This window comes from Streptococcus sp. A69 (assembly GCF_058556195.1).
In genome coordinates, this window is sequence record NZ_JBZUJU010000001.1 from 303,313 (window position 1) to 327,643 (window position 24,331).

General features: G+C 38.3%; 24 protein-coding genes and 1 pseudogene. 4 read left to right on the plus strand and 21 right to left on the minus strand.

Going from position 1 to position 24,331, the window contains the following annotated elements; all coding sequences use genetic code 11:
* Positions 1-22: 22 nt before the first annotated feature.
* From nrdE to AC4ME5_RS01605, 3 genes are all read left to right on the plus strand, one after another.
* Positions 23-2,182 carry a class 1b ribonucleoside-diphosphate reductase subunit alpha gene (nrdE, locus tag AC4ME5_RS01595; protein WP_491799527.1) on the plus strand — a complete coding sequence of 720 codons (2,160 nt, stop codon included), beginning with the start codon at positions 23-25 and terminating at the stop codon, positions 2,180-2,182.
* 194 nt (positions 2,183-2,376) lie between these two features.
* Positions 2,377-3,339 (plus strand): class 1b ribonucleoside-diphosphate reductase subunit beta, encoded by a 963-nt coding sequence (nrdF, locus tag AC4ME5_RS01600; RefSeq protein WP_000451372.1) that lies wholly within the window; start codon positions 2,377-2,379, stop codon positions 3,337-3,339.
* A 139-nt stretch (positions 3,340-3,478) separates the two neighbouring features.
* On the plus strand, positions 3,479-4,246 hold the full coding sequence (locus tag AC4ME5_RS01605; protein ID WP_491799529.1) for a DeoR/GlpR family DNA-binding transcription regulator: 768 nt from the start codon (positions 3,479-3,481) through the stop codon (positions 4,244-4,246).
* 65 nt (positions 4,247-4,311) lie between these two features.
* On the opposite strand, the gene AC4ME5_RS01610 is transcribed toward AC4ME5_RS01605, so the two are convergent.
* From AC4ME5_RS01610 to AC4ME5_RS01705, 20 genes and pseudogenes are all read right to left on the minus strand, one after another.
* The gene (locus AC4ME5_RS01610; protein ID WP_458624005.1) at positions 4,312-4,398 is read right to left on the minus strand and encodes a hypothetical protein; all 87 of its coding nucleotides are present in this window, start codon (positions 4,396-4,398) and stop codon (positions 4,312-4,314) included.
* Between the two features lie 154 nt (positions 4,399-4,552).
* On the minus strand, positions 4,553-6,349 hold the full coding sequence (locus AC4ME5_RS01615) for a glycoside hydrolase family 53 protein (RefSeq protein WP_491799531.1): 1,797 nt from the start codon (positions 6,347-6,349) through the stop codon (positions 4,553-4,555).
* Positions 6,350-6,364: 15 nt separating this feature from the next.
* Complete coding sequence (locus AC4ME5_RS01620) at positions 6,365-6,937, minus strand: lactose/cellobiose PTS transporter subunit IIB (protein WP_491800062.1); 573 nt, start codon at positions 6,935-6,937, stop codon at positions 6,365-6,367.
* Between the two features lie 105 nt (positions 6,938-7,042).
* Positions 7,043-8,023: pseudogene (locus tag AC4ME5_RS01625) on the minus strand (PTS transporter subunit EIIC); the annotation flags it as partial.
* Between the two features lie 79 nt (positions 8,024-8,102).
* On the minus strand, positions 8,103-8,414 hold the full coding sequence (locus AC4ME5_RS01630) for a PTS sugar transporter subunit IIA (RefSeq protein ID WP_491799532.1): 312 nt from the start codon (positions 8,412-8,414) through the stop codon (positions 8,103-8,105).
* A gap of 12 nt (positions 8,415-8,426) precedes the next feature.
* Complete coding sequence (gene lacG / locus AC4ME5_RS01635; RefSeq protein WP_491799534.1) at positions 8,427-9,827, minus strand: 6-phospho-beta-galactosidase; 1,401 nt, start codon at positions 9,825-9,827, stop codon at positions 8,427-8,429.
* 10 nt (positions 9,828-9,837) lie between these two features.
* Entirely contained in the window at positions 9,838-10,674 is an 837-nt protein-coding gene (locus AC4ME5_RS01640; RefSeq protein WP_000285744.1) for a PRD domain-containing protein, read from the minus strand.
* A 232-nt stretch (positions 10,675-10,906) separates the two neighbouring features.
* Positions 10,907-11,887, minus strand: a complete 981-nt coding sequence (lacD, locus tag AC4ME5_RS01645; RefSeq protein WP_491799536.1) for a tagatose-bisphosphate aldolase — start codon at positions 11,885-11,887, stop codon at positions 10,907-10,909.
* A gap of 1 nt (position 11,888) precedes the next feature.
* Positions 11,889-12,818, minus strand: a complete 930-nt coding sequence (locus tag AC4ME5_RS01650; RefSeq protein ID WP_491799538.1) for a tagatose-6-phosphate kinase — start codon at positions 12,816-12,818, stop codon at positions 11,889-11,891.
* Between the two features lie 10 nt (positions 12,819-12,828).
* Positions 12,829-13,344, minus strand: a complete 516-nt coding sequence (gene lacB / locus AC4ME5_RS01655; RefSeq protein ID WP_001216921.1) for a galactose-6-phosphate isomerase subunit LacB — start codon at positions 13,342-13,344, stop codon at positions 12,829-12,831.
* A 30-nt stretch (positions 13,345-13,374) separates the two neighbouring features.
* Positions 13,375-13,800, minus strand: a complete 426-nt coding sequence (gene lacA, locus AC4ME5_RS01660; RefSeq protein WP_000029276.1) for a galactose-6-phosphate isomerase subunit LacA — start codon at positions 13,798-13,800, stop codon at positions 13,375-13,377.
* Between the two features lie 275 nt (positions 13,801-14,075).
* On the minus strand, positions 14,076-14,972 hold the full coding sequence (locus tag AC4ME5_RS01665) for an aldose 1-epimerase family protein (protein ID WP_491799540.1): 897 nt from the start codon (positions 14,970-14,972) through the stop codon (positions 14,076-14,078).
* A 102-nt stretch (positions 14,973-15,074) separates the two neighbouring features.
* Positions 15,075-16,550 (minus strand): PTS galactitol transporter subunit IIC, encoded by a 1,476-nt coding sequence (locus AC4ME5_RS01670; protein WP_000382525.1) that lies wholly within the window; start codon positions 16,548-16,550, stop codon positions 15,075-15,077.
* Between the two features lie 55 nt (positions 16,551-16,605).
* Positions 16,606-16,911, minus strand: coding sequence for a PTS sugar transporter subunit IIB (locus AC4ME5_RS01675; protein WP_125391036.1), 306 nt, complete (start codon positions 16,909-16,911; stop codon positions 16,606-16,608).
* Between the two features lie 37 nt (positions 16,912-16,948).
* Positions 16,949-17,425 (minus strand): PTS sugar transporter subunit IIA, encoded by a 477-nt coding sequence (locus tag AC4ME5_RS01680; protein WP_000521983.1) that lies wholly within the window; start codon positions 17,423-17,425, stop codon positions 16,949-16,951.
* 191 nt (positions 17,426-17,616) lie between these two features.
* Complete coding sequence (locus AC4ME5_RS01685; RefSeq protein WP_000643949.1) at positions 17,617-18,306, minus strand: sugar phosphate nucleotidyltransferase; 690 nt, start codon at positions 18,304-18,306, stop codon at positions 17,617-17,619.
* An 11-nt stretch (positions 18,307-18,317) separates the two neighbouring features.
* Positions 18,318-19,196, minus strand: coding sequence for a DMT family transporter (locus AC4ME5_RS01690; RefSeq protein ID WP_491799543.1), 879 nt, complete (start codon positions 19,194-19,196; stop codon positions 18,318-18,320).
* A gap of 1 nt (position 19,197) precedes the next feature.
* Positions 19,198-20,055 carry a phosphotransferase family protein gene (locus AC4ME5_RS01695; RefSeq protein WP_007519736.1) on the minus strand — a complete coding sequence of 286 codons (858 nt, stop codon included), beginning with the start codon at positions 20,053-20,055 and terminating at the stop codon, positions 19,198-19,200.
* Between the two features lie 16 nt (positions 20,056-20,071).
* On the minus strand, positions 20,072-21,094 hold the full coding sequence (locus AC4ME5_RS01700; RefSeq protein WP_491799546.1) for a ribitol-5-phosphate dehydrogenase: 1,023 nt from the start codon (positions 21,092-21,094) through the stop codon (positions 20,072-20,074).
* Between the two features lie 4 nt (positions 21,095-21,098).
* Complete coding sequence (locus AC4ME5_RS01705; protein ID WP_491799548.1) at positions 21,099-21,806, minus strand: IspD/TarI family cytidylyltransferase; 708 nt, start codon at positions 21,804-21,806, stop codon at positions 21,099-21,101.
* A 423-nt stretch (positions 21,807-22,229) separates the two neighbouring features.
* On the opposite strand from AC4ME5_RS01705, the gene AC4ME5_RS01710 reads away from it, so the two are divergent.
* Positions 22,230-22,529 carry a YbaB/EbfC family nucleoid-associated protein gene (locus tag AC4ME5_RS01710; protein ID WP_491799549.1) on the plus strand — a complete coding sequence of 100 codons (300 nt, stop codon included), beginning with the start codon at positions 22,230-22,232 and terminating at the stop codon, positions 22,527-22,529.
* 38 nt (positions 22,530-22,567) lie between these two features.
* Here AC4ME5_RS01710 and AC4ME5_RS01715 read toward each other — a convergent pair whose 3' ends face one another.
* The gene (locus tag AC4ME5_RS01715; protein ID WP_491799550.1) at positions 22,568-24,331 is read right to left on the minus strand and encodes a glycerophosphoryl diester phosphodiesterase membrane domain-containing protein; all 1,764 of its coding nucleotides are present in this window, start codon (positions 24,329-24,331) and stop codon (positions 22,568-22,570) included.

Consider the following 24,331-nt stretch of genomic DNA (forward strand, 5'->3'; position numbering starts at 1 on the left):
CAGGTTAGATAAGGAAAATTTTATGGGATTAAAACATCTTGAAGACGTGACTTACTTCCGTCTCAATAACGAAATCAACCGTCCTGTCAATGGACAAATCATGCTTCATAAAGATAAGGAAGCCTTGGATGCTTTCTTTAAAGAAAATGTAGTTCCAAACACTATGGTTTTTGATTCAATTACTGATAAAATCAACTACCTTATTGAACATAACTACATCGAAACTGTATTTCTCAAGAAATACCGTCCAGAGTTTTTGGAAGAATTGCATCAATTTATCAAGGACCAAAACTTCCAATTCAAGTCGTTTATGGCAGCCTATAAGTTTTACAATCAATATGCCTTGAAGACTAATGACGGTGAATATTACCTTGAAAGCATGGAAGACCGTGTCTTCTTTAATGCACTTTATTTTGCTGACGGGGATGAAGCGATTGCGACTGATATTGCCAATGAAATCATCCACCAACGCTACCAACCAGCTACTCCTTCCTTTTTGAACGCAGGTCGTGCTCGTCGTGGGGAATTGGTATCTTGTTTCTTGATCCAAGTAACTGATGACATGAACTCTATCGGACGTTCTATCAACTCAGCCCTTCAACTTTCACGTATCGGTGGTGGTGTGGGAATTTCCCTCAGCAACCTTCGTGAAGCCGGAGCTCCTATCAAAGGTTATGAAGGTGCTGCTTCTGGTGTCGTACCAGTTATGAAGCTTTTTGAGGACAGCTTCTCTTACTCTAACCAATTGGGGCAACGTCAAGGTGCTGGGGTTGTCTACCTCAATGTCTTTCACCCAGATATCATCGCCTTCCTTTCCACTAAGAAAGAAAATGCCGATGAAAAAGTTCGTGTGAAGACTCTTTCACTTGGTGTTGTAGTACCCGATAAATTCTACGAATTGGCCCGTAAAAATGAAGAAATGTACCTCTTTAGCCCATACTCTGTAGAGCTTGAGTACGGTGTGCCATTCAACTACATCGACATCACTGAGAAATACGATGAATTAGTAGCAAATCCAAACATTCGCAAGACAAAAATCAAGGCACGTGACTTGGAAACTGAAATCTCTAAATTGCAACAAGAATCTGGCTATCCTTATATAGTTAACATTGATACAGCTAACCGTGCAAATCCAGTCGAGGGTAAGATTATCATGAGTAACTTGTGTTCTGAGATTCTTCAAGTTCAAGAACCAAGCTTGATCAACGATGCTCAAGAATTCCTTCAAATGGGAACAGACGTTTCATGTAACCTTGGATCAACCAACGTGGTCAACATGATGACTTCACCTGACTTTGGTCGTTCTATCCGTGCGATGGTTCGTGCTTTGACTTTCGTTACAGATAGTTCACACATCGTAGCTGTCCCTACTATCGACCACGGAAACAGTTTGGCTCACACCTTTGGTCTTGGTGCCATGGGACTTCATAGTTACCTTGCCCAACAACTGATTGAGTACGGATCAGCTGAGTCAATTGAATTTACAAGCATCTACTTTATGCTTATGAACTACTGGACCTTGGTGGAATCAAACAATATAGCGCGCGAACGTGGTATCACCTTCCACAACTTTGAAAAATCAGACTATGCTAACGGAAGATACTTTGACAAGTATGTGACAGGCGAGTTTGTTCCAAAATCAGACCGTGTTAAAGAACTCTTTAAAGATGTCTTTATTCCAAGCGCTGCTGACTGGGCTGAACTTCGCGAAAAGGTTCAAGCAGATGGTCTTTACCACCAAAACCGCCTTGCTGTAGCTCCAAATGGTTCGATCAGCTACATCAACGACGTTTCTGCTTCTATCCACCCGATTACGCAACGTATCGAAGAACGTCAGGAAAAGAAAATTGGTAAAATCTACTACCCAGCTGCTGGTTTGTCGACAGAAACCATTCCATACTACACTTCTGCCTACGACATGGATATGCGTAAGGTAATCGATGTATACGCGGCTGCAACTGAACACGTGGACCAAGGACTTTCACTCACCCTCTTCATGCGTAGTGACATTCCAAAAGGTCTTTACGAATGGAAGAAAGAAAACAAACAAACGACACGTGACTTATCCATCCTTCGTAACTATGCCTTTAACAAGGGTATCAAGTCTATCTACTACGTCCGTACCTTTACAGACGACGGTGGGGAAGTTGGTGCTAACCAATGTGAAAGCTGTGTGATTTAATTTTAGTCAAAGGCAACCACATTTTCTCAGATTACTGATTAAGTTACCCGCCAGACAAAACTTGATAAGTATCTTAAATACTATGAAAAACCAAAAAGTCGGTCTTCCGACTTTTTGTGCGATACTCTTCTCAGACTATGATAAAATAGAGATGATTCGACAATCGCATTATTACATACAGAAAGAGATTTCAAATGGAAACTTACTACAAAGCCATTAACTGGAATGCCATCGAAGATGTCATCGACAAATCAACTTGGGAAAAGCTGACGGAGCAATTCTGGCTCGATACGCGTATCCCCTTGTCAAATGACCTAGACGACTGGAGAAAATTATCAAACAAAGAAAAAGACTTGGTAGGAAAAGTCTTTGGTGGTTTGACACTTTTGGATACCATGCAATCTGAAACAGGGGTTCAAGCTCTTCGCGCAGACATCCGTACACCGCATGAGGAAGCTGTTTTCAACAACATCCAATTTATGGAATCTGTCCACGCAAAATCTTACTCTTCTATCTTTTCAACCTTGAATACCAAGGCTGAAATTGAAGAAATCTTTGAATGGACCAACACTAATCCCTACCTACAAAGAAAAGCGGAAATTATCAATGAAATCTATCTCAATGGTAGCCCACTAGAAAAGAAAGTTGCCAGCGTTTTCCTTGAAACCTTCCTCTTCTACTCTGGTTTCTTTACACCACTTTACTATCTCGGTAACAACAAACTGGCCAACGTTGCGGAAATCATCAAACTGATCATCCGTGATGAGTCTGTTCATGGAACTTACATTGGTTACAAATTCCAACTTGGTTTCAATGAATTGCCTGAAGAAGAGCAAGAAAAACTCAAAGAATGGATGTACGACCTGCTCTACACTCTCTACGAGAACGAAGAGGGCTATACAGAAAGCCTTTATGACGGTGTTGGCTGGACTGAGGAAGTTAAAACCTTCCTTCGTTACAATGCCAATAAGGCGCTTATGAACCTAGGACAAGATCCGCTCTTCCCAGATTCAGCTGATGATGTCAATCCTATCGTCATGAACGGAATCTCAACAGGAACTTCTAACCACGACTTCTTCTCTCAAGTCGGAAATGGATACCTCCTTGGTGAAGTTGAAGCCATGCAAGACGAGGATTACAACTACGGTTTGGACTAATTTGACCAATCATTCAAAATATCATGGTTTGTTTAAAATAACCATGATATTTTTGTTTTTGTTTTCTTTTGTTTTTTTCTATTTGATTGATTGAGCGTTTTATGGTAAGATAATAATAGTAGAAATCGAGGTGATAAGGATGCTAAAGCAAGAAAAACTAGATAGTATTTTAGAAACGGTGAATACTAACGGAACCATTACTGTAAAAGAAATCATGACTCGTCTGGATGTGTCAGATATGACAGCTCGCCGCTATTTACAAGAGCTAGCAGATAAGGATTTGCTGGTACGCGTGCATGGTGGCGCTGAAAAACTTCGTACAGGTTCTCTCTTAAACAACGAACGCTCAAACGTCGAAAAACAAGGATTGCAGATTGCTGAAAAACAAGAAATCAGTCGTTTTGCTGGTCATTTGATTGACGAAGGCGAAACTATTTTTATCGGGCCAGGAACAACCTTAGAATGTTTTGCTCGTGAGCTCCCTATCGATAACATTCGTGTTGTAACAAACAGTCTTCCCGTTTTTCTCATCCTAAACGAACGAAAACTAACAGATTTGATCTTGATTGGTGGGAATTATCGCGCTATCACTGGTGCTTTTGTAGGGACACTTACCTTGCAGGATTTGACCAACCTTCAGTTTTCTAAGGCATTTGTAAGTTGTAATGGTATTAAGGATAAAGCTATTGCTACTTTCAGCGAGGAAGAGGGCGAGGTACAACGAATCGCCTTGAACAATGCCAATAAAAAATACTTACTGGCAGACCACAGTAAGTTTAATAAGTTTGATTTTTACACCTTCTACAATATCTCAGAGATTGATACCATCGTTTCCGATTCCAAACTGAGTCAGGATACATTGGAAGATCTGTCGAAACAAACAACCATTCTTTTATCAAAACCATAAAAATTCCCCTGCTTTTCAGCGGGGAATTTTTATATGAATGTTTAATCGATAAGTTAAAATTTCAACTATTTTTTCCTACGATACAAATTTGTTCCTAAAGCTAATACGATACCTCCCAATCCCAATATGAACAATATCTTTTGATCTCTCATTCCCGTTTTAGGAAGATTTTTACGTTTATCATTCTGGGTTCTACTACCTTCATCTTTTCGAACAGACTGAGACTGGTTAGTAGTCACTTCTTGGGAGGAAGTTGATGGTTCTGTTTTAGAGACTTTGGATCTTCTGATGGAGATAATGGTGGTTCTAGCTTTCCTTCATGGCTATCATCAGTTTGAGTTTGTTCCGATGGGGTTTGGGAATTTTCGGTTGCATTGATTTTTTCAAGTTCCAATCGTCAGTTGTTCCCCAAGCTCCCGCATCCGCTGTAACTGATAGACCCACATTTACCTGAGTCTTTTCAGTAAGTTTAAACTCAATAACACTTTCTTTCCAAATAGCATAACCTTCCAAGTGTAGTTGATTCCCTTCTGAAGTTGTATCATTGAACCTCACATAAGAGAAGATTCTTTCACGACTACCTGTTTTGTCCCCTTGCATTTGAATTGAGAAACGATAGGTTCCTGGTTCAAGAGTAACTGCTTGCTCTACTTGATAATCAATACTCTTATCTGACCAAAAATGAAGGGCATATTGACCCGTTTTAGGGGTATCATTCTGACGCTCAACATAGCTTTGACTGATCTTATAGGCTCCTAGGTTCTCTTCTTCGAAACTTCCATTTTGAAGTAAATTTGTGGTATCTTCATCTTCTTTTTCTCTATTTTGATTATCCTTTTTCTCAGGTACTGTGCCATAACCTGTATTGACAAATTTAAATACCTTTAATGATTGAAGGGCTTTCCCATTGAAATCAAATAGTGCTTGATTATCCCATTCAGATCCTCCATAATTTGATTCATCAACATTAGGATCATAAGAGATGGCATATGATGAAGCCCAGCCAGAACCATATTGCTCCCAAATAGGGAGATTCGAATTTCTATCAACTTTACCGACTGGTATCCAAGCAGGTTCCCAATAGAACACTCCTAAAGCACCTGCAGATTGACTTGTAGCAATCACATCACGCAAATTATTGGCCTGGCCTTGCACAGTTGGAGGATACCCTCCATTCTTCGTTTGTTGCTCAGATTTGATTACATTATTCTGACCATCACCATCTTCCAGTGTATAAGCATAACTTGTTTCTGCGATTAAAGTTTGTTTTCCATATTTTTCTCTAATCTCTGTCAAAACTGAATTTAAGTTTTCAAGACTTCCGTGCCAAAATGAATAGTAACTCGTTGCAAAAACATCATAATCAATCTGGTTCTCTTTTAGCTTTTCTGCATAATACAAGATCGTTGATTTCTTTTCTGGATTGGTGAAGTGTAAGGTTATCAATATAGATTTGTCAACATCCCTGACAGCCTGCGTACCCGCTTTAAATAACTGATAACGTTCGTCACCTGCTTCTCCTGCCACGCCACTGCTAGTTGTTTCATTCCCAACTTGAACCATACCAACATCAACACCTGAAGCACGCAGTGTGTTCAAACTTTCTTTTGTAAATTGATATAAAGCTTTAGATTTTTCATCAATCGTCATATTGGTCCAAGCTTTTGGAGAGACCTGACGACCCGGATCTGCCCAGAAATCTGAATAGTGAAAATCCACCAGAACTCTCATCCCTGCAGCAATAGCTCTTTTCCCAATTGCAATCGCCTTAGAGAGGTCACTATTACCAGCACCGTACCCATGACCTTTGTCATCATAAGGGTTATTCCATATTCGAACACGAGCATAATTGACGCCATTTTCTGCTAGAATAGTGATTAAATCCTTCTCGTTACCATTCTCATCATAATAGCGAACACCACTTTCTTCTTGAGCTATTAATGTTGAAATATCAGCTCCTTTAATAAAATCACTGGGTAAGTTTTCAACCTTTTCGACATAAAAATCATCATCTGCAAAGACATTTTTAACTGGGAAGATAAAGAGGAATGCTAACAGAAAAGTCATCGAGATGAAATTGACCAATTTAGAATTATATCTCATATCATCACCTAAACATTAATCGAAATAGGATAGCACAAATGAAATTGCTCCTTTAGGATCACGTGTTAATTTAATGTATTCAGCACCTTTTGTAGCAGCAAGTTTTATACCGAGGGCATCTGTGTCTTTCTTGATATCTTCATAGAATGAATTTACCTGTGGAGCCAGTATAATCATATCAAAGTTCTTCATGATTTCATAATGAGATCCATAAGCGCCAGCTGATGCTGAAATAGTGGCTCCTGTTTCTTTGGCTCCTTCAGTGATTGCATTTGCAAGCATAGCGCTCGTTCCTGCTCCAGCACAAAGGACCAATACATTGATGGATTGATTCCCTAATTTGGTAACAACTTCTTTAGTTGATACTGTTTCAGGATTAGACTGTTCTGTTCTTTCTTCGCTTGTGTTTTGTTTTTCTTCTTCAAGAAGTGAGGCATCATAAGCCTTGATAAATGGAAGATAGATAATACTATCCACAAAAATTAAGACAAATACTAAGATAATTGCGAGAGCGCTTACACCAGTACCGAGGATCAATCCTATTGGAGCAGGTGTAGCCCAAGGTAGAACGTACATAAAACTATTCATTTTTAAGACATCTACAAATAACTTGAAGATCCAAACATTTGCAATTGGTGCAAATAGAAATGGTACAAAGAAATATGGATTTAAAATAATTGGTGTGGCAAAAAGTAAAGGTTCATTAACTGCGAAACTTACTGGAATGAAGGAAGCCTTACCTACAGCTTTTAATTGTTTTGATTTTGCAAAAAGGAGGAATAAGAAGGGAACAACTAACGTTGCACCTGTACCACCCATGGTACCAACGAAATTACCCAAACCAGCTGTCAAAACATTTGAAGCCTGTTCCCCTGCTTTAACCAATTGAAGGTTTGTTTCAACATTTGCATAGATAACTGCTACAATCGCTGGTTCTACGATAGATGGTCCGTGTACACCTACAAACCAGAAGAGAGCCATCGCACCCCAGATAATGGCAATTCCTAGATAACCATCAGCGGCGCTGAATAACGGTTGCATTAAAGTGATTACAGCTTCCGCAAATGAATGTCCAAAAAAATGGCGGACAAGCGTATCAATAATGACTGCTGCAAAAACTGCAAATGAGAATGGGAAGATATCTCGGAAGGTTTGGGATATAGTCCCTGGCACTTCTTTAGGCATCTTAATCGTAATATCTTTCAAAACACAGAATTTATACATATTTACTGTGATAAAAGCTGCTACGAATGCTGCTAGAATTCCCTTTGTCCCCATGTAACCACTAGCAAGACCCTTGTCTATTTGATCAACACTTAATAGGAGAAAACTAACGATAGAAGCTAGCATCACGGATACTGCATTAATATTTTTGTTTGCAGGCATTTTTCTATTGACAGATTCAGCTAAACAACGTGCAGTTGTGGCAGAAACTAGGAGAGCAACTACTCCCATTGAATAGTTATATATTTTCCAAAGCCAAGCTGAAACGTCTTCGGGCAATTTAACACCAAGAACATCCGGTATGGAAGCGATCAAGATAAAAATACTTGAAAATAATATCGCTGGCATAGCTGCTAGGAAACCATCACGGATAGCGCCTAGATAAATGTTACGTGAGACCTTCTCGAAAAAGGGTTTTCCTTTTTCAATTTGTTGAATGAGTTTATTCATGATAAAACTCCCTACAATCAATGCCTAGTAGAAAGGGAGGAAAATTCTACTAAGCATTGGTTATATCCTTTCTTTTAAATTAATGATTTTTATAAAGTTCTATAAAATCCTGAATTAAATCACGAAGCAACAAGGTTGTCATCAGGTGATCCTGACCGTGGATAAAGATAAAACCAATATCCAAATCTTCACCAGCGGCTTCTTCTGCTAATAGTTTTGTCTGAGCATTATGGGCTTTCGCTAGATTCTCGTCAGCATCACGCATAGCTCGCTCTACATTATAAAAGTTTCCAGACCTTGCTTCTTTTAATAGTTGCAACAGTGTACTGCGAGCATCACCTGAGTATGCAACAATTTCAAATCCAAGCATTTGTAATTCATTTTTTTTCATGTTTCAGTTCCTCTATTCTACAATTTTGGTCGTACTGATGTGCTTGTACCAATAAGCCGATGCCTTAGGATACCGTTTCTGTGTTTCAAAATCGACATAAAACAGACCATAACGTTTATTGTATCCATTTGACCAAGAAAACAGATCCATCAATGACCATAAGAAGTAACCTTTGACATTAACACCTGCGCTAATTGCTTTTGAAATTGCTTGTAGATAAACTTTAAGGTATTCAATTCGAGGTTGATCCATGATGATTCCGTTATCAAATTGATCTTTATATCCCATACCATTTTCAGTGATGAAAATCTTATTGTAATGAGGATAGTCCGATTTGATTCGGAGCAATAAATCATATAATCCTTCTGGATAAATAATCCAATCCCAGTCGGTTCTTGGAATTCCCTCTTTGTATATACGTTCTCCAATTCCTTTTACTTTATAAACAGAGGTCCCTTTATCACCAGTACCATTATGGTGAATAGCATTTTCACCTGTATAAGCCTTCACAAAGTGGCATTGATAATGATTAATTCCTAGATAATCATTCCGATGGCTTGCCTTTTTCATTTCTTCAAAATCACTATCTAAGAATTCATATGTTGCCTGATTTGCTTGACAAATCTCCTCTAGTGCATCGAGAGTCTCTTTTGAGTAATAGCCTAAGTATGTAGCATCCAGCAAAAAACGAATTGAAAGGGCATCATCTAGAAATGCTGCATGTTTGTCTTCTTCACTATCACTCGCAGGATATTTCGTTTCAAGAGAATGTACTACTCCAATTTCTCCTTGATAGCCACTATCTTTAAACAAGTTAACTACTCTGGCATGTGCATACATCATATTGTGCAGGCATTGAATCACTTTTGAAAGGTCATATTTAATTCCTGGTGGAAAAATACCGAGAAGGTATTGGTTTGTTGCTACTGGATAGATTTCATTGAAAGTACTCCAATGTAGAACTTCTGTAAATTCTTCAAAGCAGAACTTTGCATAATTTACAAATGCTTCAATTGTATCCCTATTTAGAAAATCGCCATTATCAAATAATACTTTTGGCGTATCAAAGTGATGGAGCGTTACAAAAGCTGTAATCTGTCTTTTTTTACATTCTGCAAATACTTTATGATAATAGTCCACACCTTCCTGATTCACTTCACCAGTACCATTTGGAAAGATACGACTCCAAGCTATAGACAAACGAAGTCCATTGACACCAAACTTTTCACACAGTTCAATATCCTTTGGATACTGATGATAAAAATCACTAGCGGGATCTGGACTAAAGCGGCCCTGTTCTGACAAAAATTCATCCCATGCCACCGGACCTTTTCCTCCTTCTTGTGTTGCTCCTTCAACTTGATAGGCGGCTGTAGCTCCACCAAAAATAAAATCTTCTGGTAATTTGTACATGTTTTTCTCCTTATTTTAACAAGCGTTGAATATGTAAAACGAGATATACACGCTCACTTCTCGATAAATCAATGTTTAGTTCTCTTTCAATCACTTGGTGAATTCTCTGTCCAATCTGATAGGCCTTAGGATAATCCAACTTAACATGCTCTTCCAATGGTATTAACGGAGTCATATCTTGTTTATCATTCTGAAGACGATTTACTAGATAGGACAAATGAATCATCAAGCGATCATATAAATTACTATTTTCAGTATTTCTTTCAATATGAAATTTTGATAGTTCATTTTCAACTATGCTTAAAACTCTCTTTGCAACATTCTCGGTTAACTCTTCTGATAATTCATACTCACCTTTTGCATTGATATAATGCAAGGCAATCCTAGCAATTTCATCTTCAGGAAACACAATCGATAATTTCTTATTTAAAATTTTAATTGTATCTCGAGCCATTGAAAATTCTGTGACATATTCATTTGAAATATCAGGAAGATGACTTTTTTGATATGAACCACTTAATAATTTTTTATAGACGGAGTATAGGTGGTCAGTCAAAGTAACGTATAGATATTCTTGGATGGGAAAGTGATACTTTTCGACGACCTCATCAATCGTACTATAGCCTATCGTTAGTATATCTAGTGGAATATCTCTTAAGAGAGTCTGAAAGTTTTCTCTGGACTCTTCTGTCTTCATTCGAAAGATCTTCTCTACTTGGTTTTCAGAAATTAAATCCCCCTTCTTCTTTCCAAATGTAATCCCCTTACCAATCACAATCACTTCTTCTCCTTTGTCATTTCTGACAAGCGAGACATTGTGATTCATTGGATTTAGAATTCGATACATGGCAACCTCCTTTTGTATCTTAAAGGTATATGAGTACAAAAAATGACCACAAATGAGGTTAGAAAATCTACTATTTTCTAATTCATCTGTGATCATGCCTAATATTACTTAGTAACACTCACTACTATTAATTTATAGCTTAATTATACCACTAAGATAAAAGATTGTAAACACTTTCAATCAAAAAAATTCCATTTTTAGACGAAAATGATCAAACAGTCTAATTAAAATCTTACACACGTTCAGTCCATGAAGTTGCTGTTGTTTTGAGAACTTTGTTGAGTTCATCAATGTTCTCAAATCCAGTTGTGCGAAGCCATTCACGAGCTGCTGCTTCACCGTCTTTGATGTAGGCTTCAACTGATCCAGCCCATGTTGCACGTCCACAAAGAACACCATTGAAGTTTGCGCCTGATTCGTGGGCAAAGACAAGCGTTTCTTGGAAGAGTTTAGCTGACACACCTGCACTCAAGTAGATGTATGGCAAATTAGTTGCTTCATCTTGTGCTTTGAAGAAGGCTGCTGCTTCTTCACGAGTATGCACGATTTCACCATCGCCAAAGCCTTCAACGTATTTGACGTTGACTGGAACTTCCACTTTCAAGACATCGATGTTGAAGCGTGGGTCTGAGAAGACCTTCATAGCACCGATAACCTTGTGTGGTTTTACTTTTGCGTATTCAGCAGAGCCAGCGTCAGCGATTTTTTCATCGTAAGCGAGGATTTCAAGGAAGAATGGAATGTCTTCCGCCACACACTCTGAACCGATGCGTTCGATATAGGCTTGTTTTTGTTGGTTGAGTTCGTCAGAGCTGTCTACGTCATAGTAAAGCAAGAATTTGACTGCATCTGCACCTTGTTCTTTGATGCGTTTTGCAGACCAAACATCCAAGCAGTCAGGCAAGCGTTTAGTGCTTGTTGTGTCGTAGCCAGTTTTCTCATAAGCAAGGAGAAGACCAGCATTGGCATCAAGCGCTTTTGTAGCTGGAAGTCCATACTCTGGGTCTAGAAGCATAGAAGAAGCGTATTTTGTCAATTCATCTGCAACCAAGACCTTGAGTTCTTCCATTTGAGCCACTGTTGGCTCTCCTGTTTGGTATTGAGCCATGAGGCGTTTCAAAGCACCACGTTGGTCAAAGGCAAGAGCTGAGATGATTCCATTTTCATCTGAAAGTTTTTCTAAGCGTGCACGTTTTTGTTCTGTTAAAGCCATTTTATACCTCTTTTACTATTAATTGATCATATAGAGCTTGATAGTTGGCCATATTCACATGACCTGTCATTTTTTCTTGTGCATTGAGCATACCAAGGACATTGGCCTTGATGAGGATTTCTTGATCAGATTCCTTATGAAGAAGTCCTGATGAAATACCTGCAACAGTAGAATCTCCAGATCCGACAGGATTGACTACCTGAATTCTTGGAATATCTACCTTGTAGAAAGTGTTACCATGTTTTGCAAAAGCACCATTTGCACCAAGTGAAACGATTATCCACTCAACACCTGCAAATAGAGGCTCTTGAAGAACTTCTTTTAATTCATCCAACTCCTCAGAAACTTCTCTCCCAAGAAGCTGAGACAATTCTTCGTTATTTGGTTTGATTACTGTTGGTTTGTGGGGTGATTCAAGAACCGTCTGAAGAGCTGCACCAGAGCAATCCAGAACAACTGGTTTCCCTGCTTGATTAGCAAGCTCTACCAAGCTTGCATAGTAGTCAACTGGAAGACCTGCTGGCAAACTACCAGAGATAGCAACTACTTCCACAGTGTCAAGGAGATTTTTGAAATGGGCCAAGAAATCTTGCCCTTCTTGTTCAAGAACTTCGGGCCCTTTTTCAAGGATTTCTGTTTGGTTTTCACCGTGTAGAATAGCAATACAGTTACGAGTCTCTCCTTGAATGGAGAAGAAACGTTTCGTTACTTTATCATCGATATGCTCTACTAAAAACTCACCAAGTTTACCACCGACCAAACCAGTAGCAGCAACAGAATCACCAAATTCTGAAAGAACTCGTGTAACATTGAGACCTTTACCACCAGCTGTCTTGGTCACGTCCACCACACGGTTGACAGTGTCAATTTTCAATTCATCCAAAGGATAAGAAATATCAATGGATGGATTCATTGTGACTGTTAAAATCATGCGTCACCTCTTAGTCGTGGTATTCACCGCGATCCCATTTTTCAAGGAATTCTGTAAAGAAGTTTGCATCTGCTTGATGAGCATTGTGAGTTTCAACGTGCTCGATTTTCGCAATCAATTTTTTATTTTCTTCTGATGGTTTGTATTCAGCATTGATGAAAGCTTCAATGATGTCGCACATGAGCAACTCACCAGTGATTTTACCACCAAAACCAATAACGTTGGCATTCAATTGTTCTTTTGCATAAAGAGCTGTTGTCATATCACGAACCAAGGCAGAACGAACTCCTGGAACTTTATTTACAGCGTTGTTGATACCAACACCAGTACCACAGATACATACCCCAAGATCAGCTTGACCGCTTGTAACGGCTTCACCAACTTTTTTACCAAAGATTGGGTAGTGAGTACGTGTGTGGTCATAGGTACCAAAGTCGATGACTTCATATCCTTTTGATTTCAAAAATTCTGAAACTGCCATTTTTTCATCTGTTACGATGTGGTCACATCCAATTGCAATTCTCATTTTTATCTTACCTTTCTTACTGTAATCTAATTAGCACATTTTGTTCAACATATCAACACGAATTTGGTGACGTCCACCATCGTATTTACCATTAACAAAACCTTTAGCAATGTTTTTCGCCAATTCATCACCAACGATTTCTGCACCCATAGTAATCATACGTGAGTTGTTGTGGCCACGAGTCATATAAGCTGAACGTTCGTCAGATACTTCTGCGGCAACCATTCCTTTGATTTTTGTTGCGACCATAAATGGACCAGCACCATAAGCATCAATCACGATACCAAGGTTTTGTTCTTCTTTGTTTACTTCCGCAGCAACGGCAAGAGTCACATCAACAAAGTCTTGACCTTCAGCTGTAACATCCACAACGTGGAAGTTTTCTTTTTCCAAGAAGTCTTTCACAACCTCTTTCAATCTCAAACCTGCAGCATCTGCACCGATAACAATAGACATATTGTTTACTCCTTTTTACTTTTCTAGGCTAGTAAAGACTTTTATAACCTATAAAAGACTTTCTAGCAGTTTAGTGACAAATTTTATTGAATGAGATGAATAACACCTTATCCAAGTCCAGGAAATCAATCTCCTGGAAACAAACTTTCTCCGTTAAAGAGAATATAACAAGTGATTATTTGTTTGTTACAAACACCGTTTGTTGTTTACAAACATAATATACTCCTATTTCCATAAAAAGTCAACAGTAAATGTTTGTTTTTGTGGTTTTTTATCTAAAATATTTCAATATCAAAGCCAATTTGATCTACTTGACCAGCTTCTAAGAGACGAACGTTTTTCTTATCTTCTAAATGATCTCCTTCTTCAAGGGACGTTGACAAGCCAGACCATGGTTCGAACGCTATAAAAGGTCCCTTATTCAAAGTTGACCAAATGATGAGATTTGAGAACTCTTGGAAGTGTACTTTTAATCCCTTCTCATTCTTACGAGAACGAAGGGCAATTGTTCTAGATTGCAACTCATCCAAAGTCACTGCATCAACACGAAACAGATCGTAACTGAGATCCACTTCCTTTTGTGAATCCAACCATGGACTTCTATCTTGGAAGTCTAAGAGTCCTGTTTCCGGGAATGGACGCGGAACAGAGCAAGTCTCTTCCTTCTCAAACTCTAAATAGTAGTCTTCATAAGTTTCGCCATCTAGAAGAGGGCAATTAAACCCTGGATGGCCTCCTACGAAGAATGGCATTACTTTATTCGTTTCTTTATTAAAGACTTTGTATTGGGTACGAACGGTCTTGCCAGTAACCCTATAAGTGATTTCAAGTCGAAAATGATAAGGATAGTTTTGATAAGTATTCTCATCATCTTCGATAGCGAAGGTTACACTGTTTTCAGTTTGATCAACTAATTCAAATTCTTTTTTGCGAACCAAACCATGTCGAGGAATAGTTCCTTTCGTCTCCGTTCCATCTCCGTGACTGTAGAAGGCTGTATCCTCTCTTAAAGAGCCACAGATTGGAAAAAGTACTGGAGCTTGCCCACTCCAATAGGTGGCATCTCCTTGCCACAAGTACTCAACGCCATCCCGATTCTTAATAGACAACAAGGCACCACCAAAAGTTTTAAATTGGACCGTCAATTGCTCTGATTTTATTTCAATTACCATTATTTTCTCCGATTTCTTGATAGTTTATAAAAAACTAGGCTGTCACTCCCCATTAGGAAACTGACAACCTAGTTTTCACAATTTACATTTTATAGGAGCGAATTATTTAGCATTTGCTGCGTATTCTTCATTACGTTTAATCATTTGTTTTCTATACCAAGCAAAGATACCTACATAGAATACAAGGAAGACTACTGCGCCAAGGATTGCTTTAATATCACCTGTTGTGGCATTACCAATTGCCCAACCAAGAAGTTTTTCGATTGGTCCTTCAAGAGTTGAGTGAGTAATCAATTGAGTTTGACTCACACCTTCTGGGAAGGCACCCACACCTTTAGCAAGTTCAGTTGCAAATGGTGCAATAAGTGTACCTGAAAGAAGGAAGAGTGGCAACAAGAGAGTTCCGAAGATGATCATACGGAGCAATTTACCACGAGTAACAACCAAGAGAGCTGGAGTTACACCCATTGCGATGATACCTGCAAGTGGCAAGATACCATTTCCGACTTTAGAAAGAAGTACAGCTTCTACTAGCATGATAGGAGCAAGTACGTTGGCACAAGCCCAGATTTCAGCACGACCAGCGATGAAAGGCCAGTCAAGACCGATGTTAAATTTACGTCCTTGAAGACGTTTAGTAGCAACGTTTGTAATACCTTGTGAAAGTGGTTCTACGGCTGCAATGAACCAAGATCCGATAAGTGAGAAGAGCTCCAAGGAGACACCGGCAGTCAAACCAAGGCTCAACCAACCTTTAATAACAAGTTCCCAAGATGCCGCTTCTTCTACTCCAGCAACTGGATGTGGAGTTCCCATCAAACCGATAACAATACCAAGGATGAAACCGATGAAGAATTTAGATCCCCAGAAACCGATTTTTTTATTCAATTTTGCAGCGTCAAAGTCGTATTTATCAAGACCAGGCAATACTTTATCAAAAATCTTATCCAAAACCATGATAACTGGGTTCATCATGTAGTTCATGTGAGTTGAAGTCATTGGTGATGAACTTGGTGCATTAAGAAGGTCGTCGAATGTTGGTTTCATCAAGTCAGAGTTGATGATTTTCAAAATACCTACAAGGACAACTGCTGCAGTTGCGATGAAAAGGGAAACCCCTTGGCTAACTCCATTGTTGTCTGCGTACCATTTGATCAAAAGACCAGTGATTGACAAGTGCCAGATATCGAAGATATCAACGTCAAGTGTGTCTGTTTTCTTCATTGCAAGCATCACAACGTTGACAATCAACATCACAAGCAAGAAGTAAAGTGTCCAGGCAGAACCCCAAGTGATAGTAGCAAGTGGTGCCCAACCAACGTCAGTGATGTTCAATTGAATACCAGTGTTTTCAACGAATTTCGCAAGTGATGCTGAGAAAGCTCCGTTGAGCATACCGATAATAGCACCGATACCAGTAAGAGCGATGGCAAGTTTGATACCACCTTCAAGCGCTTTGGAGAATTTCACTCCAAAAAGTAGGGCCAATACTGTCAAAATGATCAGCATGATGATAGGGCCACCCATAGCCAAGATAGGTTTGAAGATATCGTTGGCCAGATTGATAATGACATCCATAATAGTTCCTCCCGTTTTTCTAAGTTATATGAATGTTAACAAGATAAAGAATGAATTAGCTTAGTCCATGTTCTTTGATAGCTGCTTCAATATTGTCAAATACTGGAGTACTCATTGCTGGAATACGGAACAAGATTGGTCCAGCTTCAATTACTGGAATTCCTGGTTCAAAACCAAGGTCAGTTGCAGCGATTGGAGTAAAGATATCGTAGCCCTTGATAAGGTCTTCGTTTACATCTTTCACCATGACTGCATCACAGTGAACGTCATAACCACGATTTGAGAGTTCTTCTTCTAGAGCACTTTTAATTTGGTGACTTGAGTTAACACCTGCACCGCAGGCAGCAAGAATTTTAATCATTTGGATTTCCTCCGATTTTATATTTTAATAGACAAGATTAAGCTGTTGCTTCAGCAATATAAGCATAAAGTTTTTCTGGTTCAGAAATTTTTGATAGATCTTCTAGATGATCCTTCCCTGTAAAGAAATCCATCAACTGAGCCAGAATATTCGTTTGACTTGAACTTGAATTGTTAATGATAAAGAAGAGCAGTGAAACTTCAACCTCTCTATCAGGAGCAATCATATTGTGAAAAGTTACTGGTTTTTCTAATCGAACAACCACTACTTTCTCAGCTAGATTATGGACAATATCTGTATGAGGAATCGCAACATTTGGTAGATCTTTCCCCAAAAATTCCATATCTAAGCCAGTTGGAAATGACTTCTCACGCGCGATCAAGGCTTCACGATAAGTTGGAGTAACGATTTCTCGTTCTTCCAATAAGGTTGCCACCTGATTAAACAGTTGTTCTTGATTATCCGCTTCTAAGCAAAACACCAGGTTTTTGTCAAAGAAATGATCTAATCCCATAACCTTTTCCCTTCTTTCAATTATCTTTTATGGTATAAGTATAACACTATATGAAATCGTTGTCAATATTTTTTTGTTTTATTTTGTTCATTTTTTTGTAATTTTTGTTTTGTTTAAAGAATATAATCAATATCAAACATTTCTATTTTAAAATCTACAAAAAAAGAAGGCTCAAGCCTTCTTCTCTTTCCTTACTCAATAGTAGATAAAATCTCTTCTAACTTATGGTAATCTTTTACACTATCAATTTCATAAATGCTATTGTCTTCTAATTCTTCAACATACACATCTAATTCTTTGATATTATCCTTAACCATGTTGTCCCAGTAGAGATCTACAAATTCACCACTTGCATATGCTTTGTCAATAAAGCCAACAATCTTCTCTGCAGTTGGAGCATCCCAGAATGAAACCCCACTCAAAATGCGACCAGCTTTGCTGTCAACAATGATGTCTTGAACCTTATAGTCATCACCATAAACCAAGAACCACTCGTTCGTACAGTCTTCACGATAAACGCTGAAATAGGTAGAACGTTTGAGATCGTTTCTAAACATATTTTTGAAAAGATAGTTATCTGCATCGATGACGTAGCTGTTAGCCAAATCTTCTTTTACTAGATAAAGTGAGTAAAAGTTATTGTAATCAGCATACTTGTCGTTAAAGACTAAACGGACACCATATTTTTCTTTTAGGTAGTCAAATTGTTCTTTGAGGTAACCGACAACTATGATAATCTCATCAATTCCTCTCTCTTTCAAAAACTCGATTTGGTATTCTACCAAAGGTTTTTGATTAACCTTAACCAAAGCTTTTGGGGTATTTTCAGTCATAGGGCGCAGACGAGTTCCTAATCCCGCTGCTAAAATAATCGCTTTCACATGAATCTCCTTTATTCTTTAATAATAATATAAACACCAGCCATAACAATAAGTGAAGTGATAATTGTCAGCATATCTAGCGGTGCACCTAAGAAAATAGCTGCAAATAAGACAGTCCAAACTACATAGCTCACATTCAAACCTGTTGCTTTCGCAGGTTGCAAACGATTAATAGCGATATAATAAGCTAAGTAGGAAATCATATCAAAGGCCGCAAAGACAATCAAGAGGCCGAATAATTGCCCATCTGCCACTTCTGCAAATGAATGGTGAGAAAAGAGCACAATCACAAGATAGGACAAGAATGAGGTTACTTGTCGGATTAACAAGGCTTCAATTTCACTTAAATCACTTTCCATAGCATAGGAGCTGAGAACACTTTCACTCCCCCAGGCAATGGCACAGATAAGGGCACAAAGAATCCCAATGTAAAACGAGTTTACTTGTTCAACCTTGTAGGTTTGAGCAATGATAGCTGCAATAATCAAGAAAACACCGAATACTGTATTCTTTGAAACCTTGTGTTTCAAAATGAAGAAGGCTAGTAAAACTGAAACTGCTGGGTAAATAGCCGATACAGATGAAGCTAGAGAACTACCAATATATTTAACCGCATAAAGATTGGCCTGCATACCAATAGGTCCTGCTAGTAAAGCACCGATAATTACACTCACATTTCGAATATTTAAGAAAATCGAGAGGCGAACTTTTCCTTCTTTTACCAAAAGAAAAGCTAACAAGATAAAGATACTCAAGAAATCATGAGCAGCAGCCACCACAAAAGGCGAAAGATTTGTAAAAATTGAAAAGATATAAGCACTAATCGTTAGACCTAATCCCCAGAAGATACCAGAGAGCAGACCAAAGGAAACACCATTTTTATTCTTCATCCTAACCTCCATAATAAGTCAAACCTTCGACAGCTCTTTGGTAACGGTTGATACCATAATCTCCAAAATCAGCTCCTTGAGCTTCTTTATACACTGTCCACAAACTCCAGATAGTATCTTGCAAGATTTTATAGATACGAATCTTCTCACGTGATACAGGCGTTTTATCACTTTCATAGTAGGAAAGGAAATCATCTTCCTCTTGCTTTGTAAATTCAGATTCTAAGAAAAGTGCTGCCAAATCCCACATCGGGTCATTCATAGAAGAGTATTCCCAGTCAATCAAATACAATCGACCTTGTGGTGACTCGATAAAGTTTTCTGGTACCAAATCGATGTGACAGGACTTTCTATCAACACCCAAATCAGCCAATCTCTTTTCTAGTGAAAATACATCTTTTCTTACAGCTTCATAGTTTTCATAAGGGACAGCTCCTTCAATTAAGGATTCATATTTTCTGATTTCCTCAAAAGGAGCAAACTCTCCTCTTAATTCTTTCCCCGAAGCGTGAATGGTTTGTAAAATTGGTGCAATCTTTTCAAACTTGGACTTAATTGATGTTGAATCAAGAGTTACTGCTGATTCGATGTACTCATTTACTTTAATCCCTGACTCAATATCAAAGAGATAATTTTTGACATCTAAATCTAAATCCTCTAAAAGTTTAAGATTGTACTTTTCATTTTGACGATTGATGAGTTTTTCAGTCCCTTTACCAAAAAATTTCACAATATACTGTTTGTTGGTTGTTTTAACCAAATAGTTTTGGTTGGTCATGCCTCCCAGCTGTTCAACACTGAGTACTTCCTCTTCATCAGATAGTAAAGAAGAAATTTTTTCTTTGATGAGTTTCTCCACAATTAACCTCCATCTTCTACACTTCCCACTTAAATACTGTTTTAAAAGCAGTATTAAGGTCTGTAGCAAAGACACGGTGAATGTCCTTGATTTCTCTCACTGGTTCTTCAACATAAAGGATATTCTTCAGACGATTCGCAAACTTTTTGACTTCCATCATTTGAATAGCCTTCTCAAAATCGACGCGTCCTGAACGAGATGAACCTACTAATAACAATCCTTTTTCCAAAGCATCTCGTGTATTGATATTAACCTTGTATTCGCTCACTCCCATCATGAGAATCGTTCCCTGTGGACGAATATAGCGAATCAAGTCATTGATAGCTGGGCCTGTACCATCGCCACCGCAACACTCAAATCCATGGTCAAATGTCAAATCCTCTGGGATATTATCAGTAATATAGCATTCTTTTGCAAAAGAGAAGAGCTCCAATTTTTCCCAATGGCGACCAATAACGATAATCTCTGCTTCCGGTAGTGTGTAATTGATAATATTGGCAACCACAAAGGCCAAACTACCATCTCCGATAACTGCTATGCGTTCTTGCTTGCTATGAGCAAGATGCAAGAAACGATCCATGGCATGCATACCAACACTTACAAACTCGGTAATGGCTGCAACAGTGTCCTCAATGTCATTATAAGACACAACACGATCTTTGGGAAGAGAAACAAATTCTCGCATAAAGCCATCGTAACCACTAGATAGGAAGTAGGTCCCTGTCATGTAGTTCTCGTAGAATTCCTTGTCACTCTGCATAGGCGGTTGATTGGGAATCATAACTACCTTTTGACCGACTTCATAAGTACCAGTTGGATCGGAAATAACAGTTCCACAAGACTCGTGAATCATGGCCATCGGAAGTTTTTTAGCCAATATCTTTGGATCACGCTTCCCTTGATAGTAACGTTGATCTGCATGACAAACCGCCATATAATTTGGACGAATAAGGATATGATTCTCCTGATCAATGTCCTCTTCTTGGTATTTTACATTGATAAACTTTGGTTTGGTCAGTTGATAAATTTGATTAATCATAGCCCTAATCTTTCTCAATCATGCTTTTCGCGATTTTCAAATCTGTTACAGTTGTGATTTTAAGGTTTGAATATTCCCCTTTAGCTAGGGCAACGTCTTTCCCTTTGATAACAAAAATCTTACATGCATCCGTCAGGATTTCCTTTTCTTGGTCAGATAGGGAACCATACAAATCCATGAAATCCTTGCAGCGGAATGTCTGAGGTGTTTGACCTTGATAGAGGTGAGCACGATTTGGAATATCAGTGATAAACTGACCATTAGTACTTTCAACAATGGTATCAACTGCTTCTACTACTGTGTCAACCGCATCATGATTTTGCGCCAGTTTGATATTGTCCTGAATCATGCGAAGTGTGATAAAAGGACGAACAGAGTCGTGGGTAATCACAATATCTTCTGGAGTGATTGGGCAATAGGCATCAATAGCTTCTATAATCTTCTCAATACTGGTATTGCGATCAGCACCACCCTTTGTAATGATGATACGATCCTTGTGGAGAGAAAGATACTTGTCAACTAGGTCCTCAGCGTGTGACACCCAATCTCCATGAACTCCAACTACAATTTTTTCAATACTTGGTTCCAAAACAAATTTTTCAATTGTGTGGATCAAAATAGGTCGATCACCCAACTCTAAGAATTGTTTTGGTAAATTACTGATTCCCATGCGTGTGCCAGTTCCTCCGGCTAGGATTCCTGCATAGATCATTTATATTCTCCTTTAGTTTATTCTAAAAAACTCATTACCATCTATTATATCACAATATATGCCTATCATGAAGAAAAGATAAAGAGCCACTATATGAATCAGCTCATTATTTAGGATGAAAAATGAACAATATTCAACAAAATCTGAAAAATCATAACAAATTAAGAAATAAATTTAGGTTATTCTCTATCCCCCCTCATTCAACGTTCGGTTAATATAGAGTTCTTTAGAATATAATAGAAACCTTAAAGAAAACTTAAACACATTTTTAGAAATACAAGAAAAAGCTAGGAAAATCATGGCATCCATTTTTGTAAATTTAAGAAAGCAATCTCTACGATGTTTTAAACTATTGTTAGACTTTTGCTCCTAAAATTGGTAAAATAAAAAGAAAATAATAGAAAGAGGAAACTGTAAACCGCTATGATGAACATGCAAAACATGATGCGCAAAGCACAGAAACTTCAAAAACAAATGGAACAAAGCCAAGCAGAACTCGCTTCCATGGAATTTGTTGGAAAATCAGCTCAGGACCTTGTCCAAGCAACTTTGACTGGAGACAAAAAAGTTGTCAGCATTGACTTTAACCCAGCCGTCGTTGACCCAGAAGATCTCGAAACCCTTTCTGACATGGCTGTTCAAGCGATTAACGCTGCACTTGAACAAATTGACGAAACGACTAAGAAGAAACTCGGTGCTTTCGCTGGAAAATTGCCTTTCTAATCCACAAAAAAAGAGAAACAGATGTTTCTCTTTTTTTCTTAGAAATCAAAGAATTCCATTGCTTTCTTTAAGAGTAATTCCGTGTATTCTGGATCGTCTTGAGCCATTGTGACTTGTGACTGGACCATTTCAAGATCATCCGTTATCATGCCATCTGCTCCAAGTCTGACTGCCTTATCAAAGGACTCAGAACTATTCACAGTCCAAACATATAGTTTCTGATCTGTTGTCCAAAGTTTATTGACAAAGTATTCATCCAAAGTTGAATACTCCATGGTATAGCCAGTCGCCTTGGTTCTCGGAAACACACTATTATATGGCAGAATGAAGTACACTGGAATTTCAGAATCATAAGCCAAGACCTTATCAATCACATGATAGTCTAGTGACTGCATCTGGTGGCCATATTTCTTGATAGTCGCTCCATACTTTTCGAGAAAATGGTCCATCATTTGTGGGCTATCTTTTTTACTGGTTTTAATCTCAATCAGCAATTTTTGGTTTAAAGCATTTGCTCGCCCTAAATAGGCATCAAAACTTGAAATCTTTGTTTGATAACCATTCTCGTAAATATCTGTATTTGTTAATTCATCCAGAGTTAAGTCTTGCGGTGTAGCATTAATTCTTGCAAGCGATTTAAGGTTAGCATCGTGCATCATCACGAACTGACCGTCTTTCGTTTCCTGAACATCCATTTCAATGAGATCTGGTTTTAGTTGAGCTGTCTTTTCCAAAGACTGCACAGTATTTTGAACACCATTTTTATTACTTACTCCTCTGTGCGAAATCACTAAAGGTGTATTGGTATCCGGAGACTCCAAATAGATGTAACCTTCTAAAGCAAAGAAGATACTTGCACACCCCATGACTCCCCACCTCATCAAATGGTCTTTCTTTCGCCTTGGCATGATCTCCAACTCTTCTCCTGTCAGGAAGGAAACAAACTTCACTAGGAAATAAGTCAGAGTCATGTAATGGAGGTTTTTAATCAAGACAAAATTAATCACACCAAGAATCAAGGATTCTTTTTGAGTAAAATTATCCATTACTGCCTGAGCAAAGAGCAAGGGGATTAACAAGACAAAGAAGAAGAGATAGGTTTTAATGATAATGAGTAGGAGATGCCAAGAGAAGAAAAGGACGTTTTTCTTCGTCTTTTGGAGACTATATTTCACACTTTCTCTTACTGTCTTTCTTTCAAAGAGAATCTTAGGAAGGGCAAACATGAAGCGAACAGAAATGTAGAGAAAGATCCAAGCGGATGCTATGATCAACAGCCCTACCAGCCAGTTCTTATCTTCTAGGTATGTAACGATAAAATCAGGGATAATAATCTTATTGAGATAGTAGATTTTTAAAATTTTCCTAATAAAAGGAAAAAGTAGAGCTACATAAAAGAAGACAAAGGCCATCTTACAAAAGCTCAATCGTTTGACAAATAGAAAGCTCTGGTGAAAGACTTTTCTACTATACTCAATCAAGGTTCTCTTTTCATGGTAGAGAAGGTGCCGCGCCCCGATAAACAAAAGACAAATCTGGAAATAGGCGACCAGGAGATTGATTGCAATTAAGATGAGAAAGGCTAAACTGATAAAAGGCGAGCCTTGTATAATCGCCCAAAAGTTATTGTAGGAGATAAACAAATAACCAGTTTGTCTCAGAAGGATGCCAGCAATCCATGAATTTAATGGTAGCCAGACAAACTCAACCATCATAAATATCAAGAAAAATAGAAATAAAATCTTATCTAGGTTATAGTATATCTTCCTAAAACCTAGCTTTTTAGGTTTTTCAGGTTTCAT

Excerpts from the sequence above, each read along its gene's own strand:
- AC4ME5_RS01610 (WP_458624005.1), bottom strand. The coding sequence starts at position 4,398 with ATGAGAGATCAAAAGATATTGTTCATATTGGGATTGGGAGGTATCGTA.
- nrdE (WP_491799527.1), top strand. The coding sequence starts at position 23 with ATGGGATTAAAACATCTTGAAGACGTGACTTACTTCCGTCTCAATAAC.
- AC4ME5_RS01690 (WP_491799543.1), bottom strand. The coding sequence starts at position 19,196 with ATGAAGAATAAAAATGGTGTTTCCTTTGGTCTGCTCTCTGGTATCTTC.
- AC4ME5_RS01710 (WP_491799549.1), top strand. The coding sequence starts at position 22,230 with ATGATGAACATGCAAAACATGATGCGCAAAGCACAGAAACTTCAAAAA.
- nrdF (WP_000451372.1), top strand. The coding sequence starts at position 2,377 with ATGGAAACTTACTACAAAGCCATTAACTGGAATGCCATCGAAGATGTC.
- AC4ME5_RS01650 (WP_491799538.1), bottom strand. The coding sequence starts at position 12,818 with ATGATTTTAACAGTCACAATGAATCCATCCATTGATATTTCTTATCCT.
- lacG (WP_491799534.1), bottom strand. The coding sequence starts at position 9,827 with ATGTACAAATTACCAGAAGATTTTATTTTTGGTGGAGCTACAGCCGCC.
- AC4ME5_RS01675 (WP_125391036.1), bottom strand. The coding sequence starts at position 16,911 with ATGATTAAAATTCTTGCTGCCTGCGGTGCAGGTGTTAACTCAAGTCAC.
- AC4ME5_RS01670 (WP_000382525.1), bottom strand. The coding sequence starts at position 16,550 with ATGGATGTCATTATCAATCTGGCCAACGATATCTTCAAACCTATCTTG.
- AC4ME5_RS01605 (WP_491799529.1), top strand. The coding sequence starts at position 3,479 with ATGCTAAAGCAAGAAAAACTAGATAGTATTTTAGAAACGGTGAATACT.
- lacD (WP_491799536.1), bottom strand. The coding sequence starts at position 11,887 with ATGGCTTTAACAGAACAAAAACGTGCACGCTTAGAAAAACTTTCAGAT.
- AC4ME5_RS01615 (WP_491799531.1), bottom strand. The coding sequence starts at position 6,349 with ATGAGATATAATTCTAAATTGGTCAATTTCATCTCGATGACTTTTCTG.
- AC4ME5_RS01630 (WP_491799532.1), bottom strand. The coding sequence starts at position 8,414 with ATGAAAAAAAATGAATTACAAATGCTTGGATTTGAAATTGTTGCATAC.
- AC4ME5_RS01705 (WP_491799548.1), bottom strand. The coding sequence starts at position 21,806 with ATGATCTATGCAGGAATCCTAGCCGGAGGAACTGGCACACGCATGGGA.
- AC4ME5_RS01700 (WP_491799546.1), bottom strand. The coding sequence starts at position 21,094 with ATGATTAATCAAATTTATCAACTGACCAAACCAAAGTTTATCAATGTA.
- AC4ME5_RS01715 (WP_491799550.1), bottom strand. The coding sequence starts at position 24,331 with ATGAAACCTGAAAAACCTAAAAAGCTAGGTTTTAGGAAGATATACTAT.
- AC4ME5_RS01640 (WP_000285744.1), bottom strand. The coding sequence starts at position 10,674 with ATGTATCGAATTCTAAATCCAATGAATCACAATGTCTCGCTTGTCAGA.
- AC4ME5_RS01680 (WP_000521983.1), bottom strand. The coding sequence starts at position 17,425 with ATGGGATTAGATCATTTCTTTGACAAAAACCTGGTGTTTTGCTTAGAA.
- lacB (WP_001216921.1), bottom strand. The coding sequence starts at position 13,344 with ATGAGAATTGCAATTGGATGTGACCACATCGTAACAGATGAAAAAATG.
- AC4ME5_RS01665 (WP_491799540.1), bottom strand. The coding sequence starts at position 14,972 with ATGGTAATTGAAATAAAATCAGAGCAATTGACGGTCCAATTTAAAACT.
- lacA (WP_000029276.1), bottom strand. The coding sequence starts at position 13,800 with ATGTCTATTGTTATCGGTGCAGATGCTGCAGGTTTGAGATTGAAAGAG.
- AC4ME5_RS01620 (WP_491800062.1), bottom strand. The coding sequence starts at position 6,937 with ATGAATAGTTTTATGTACGTTCTACCTTGGGCTACACCTGCTCCAATA.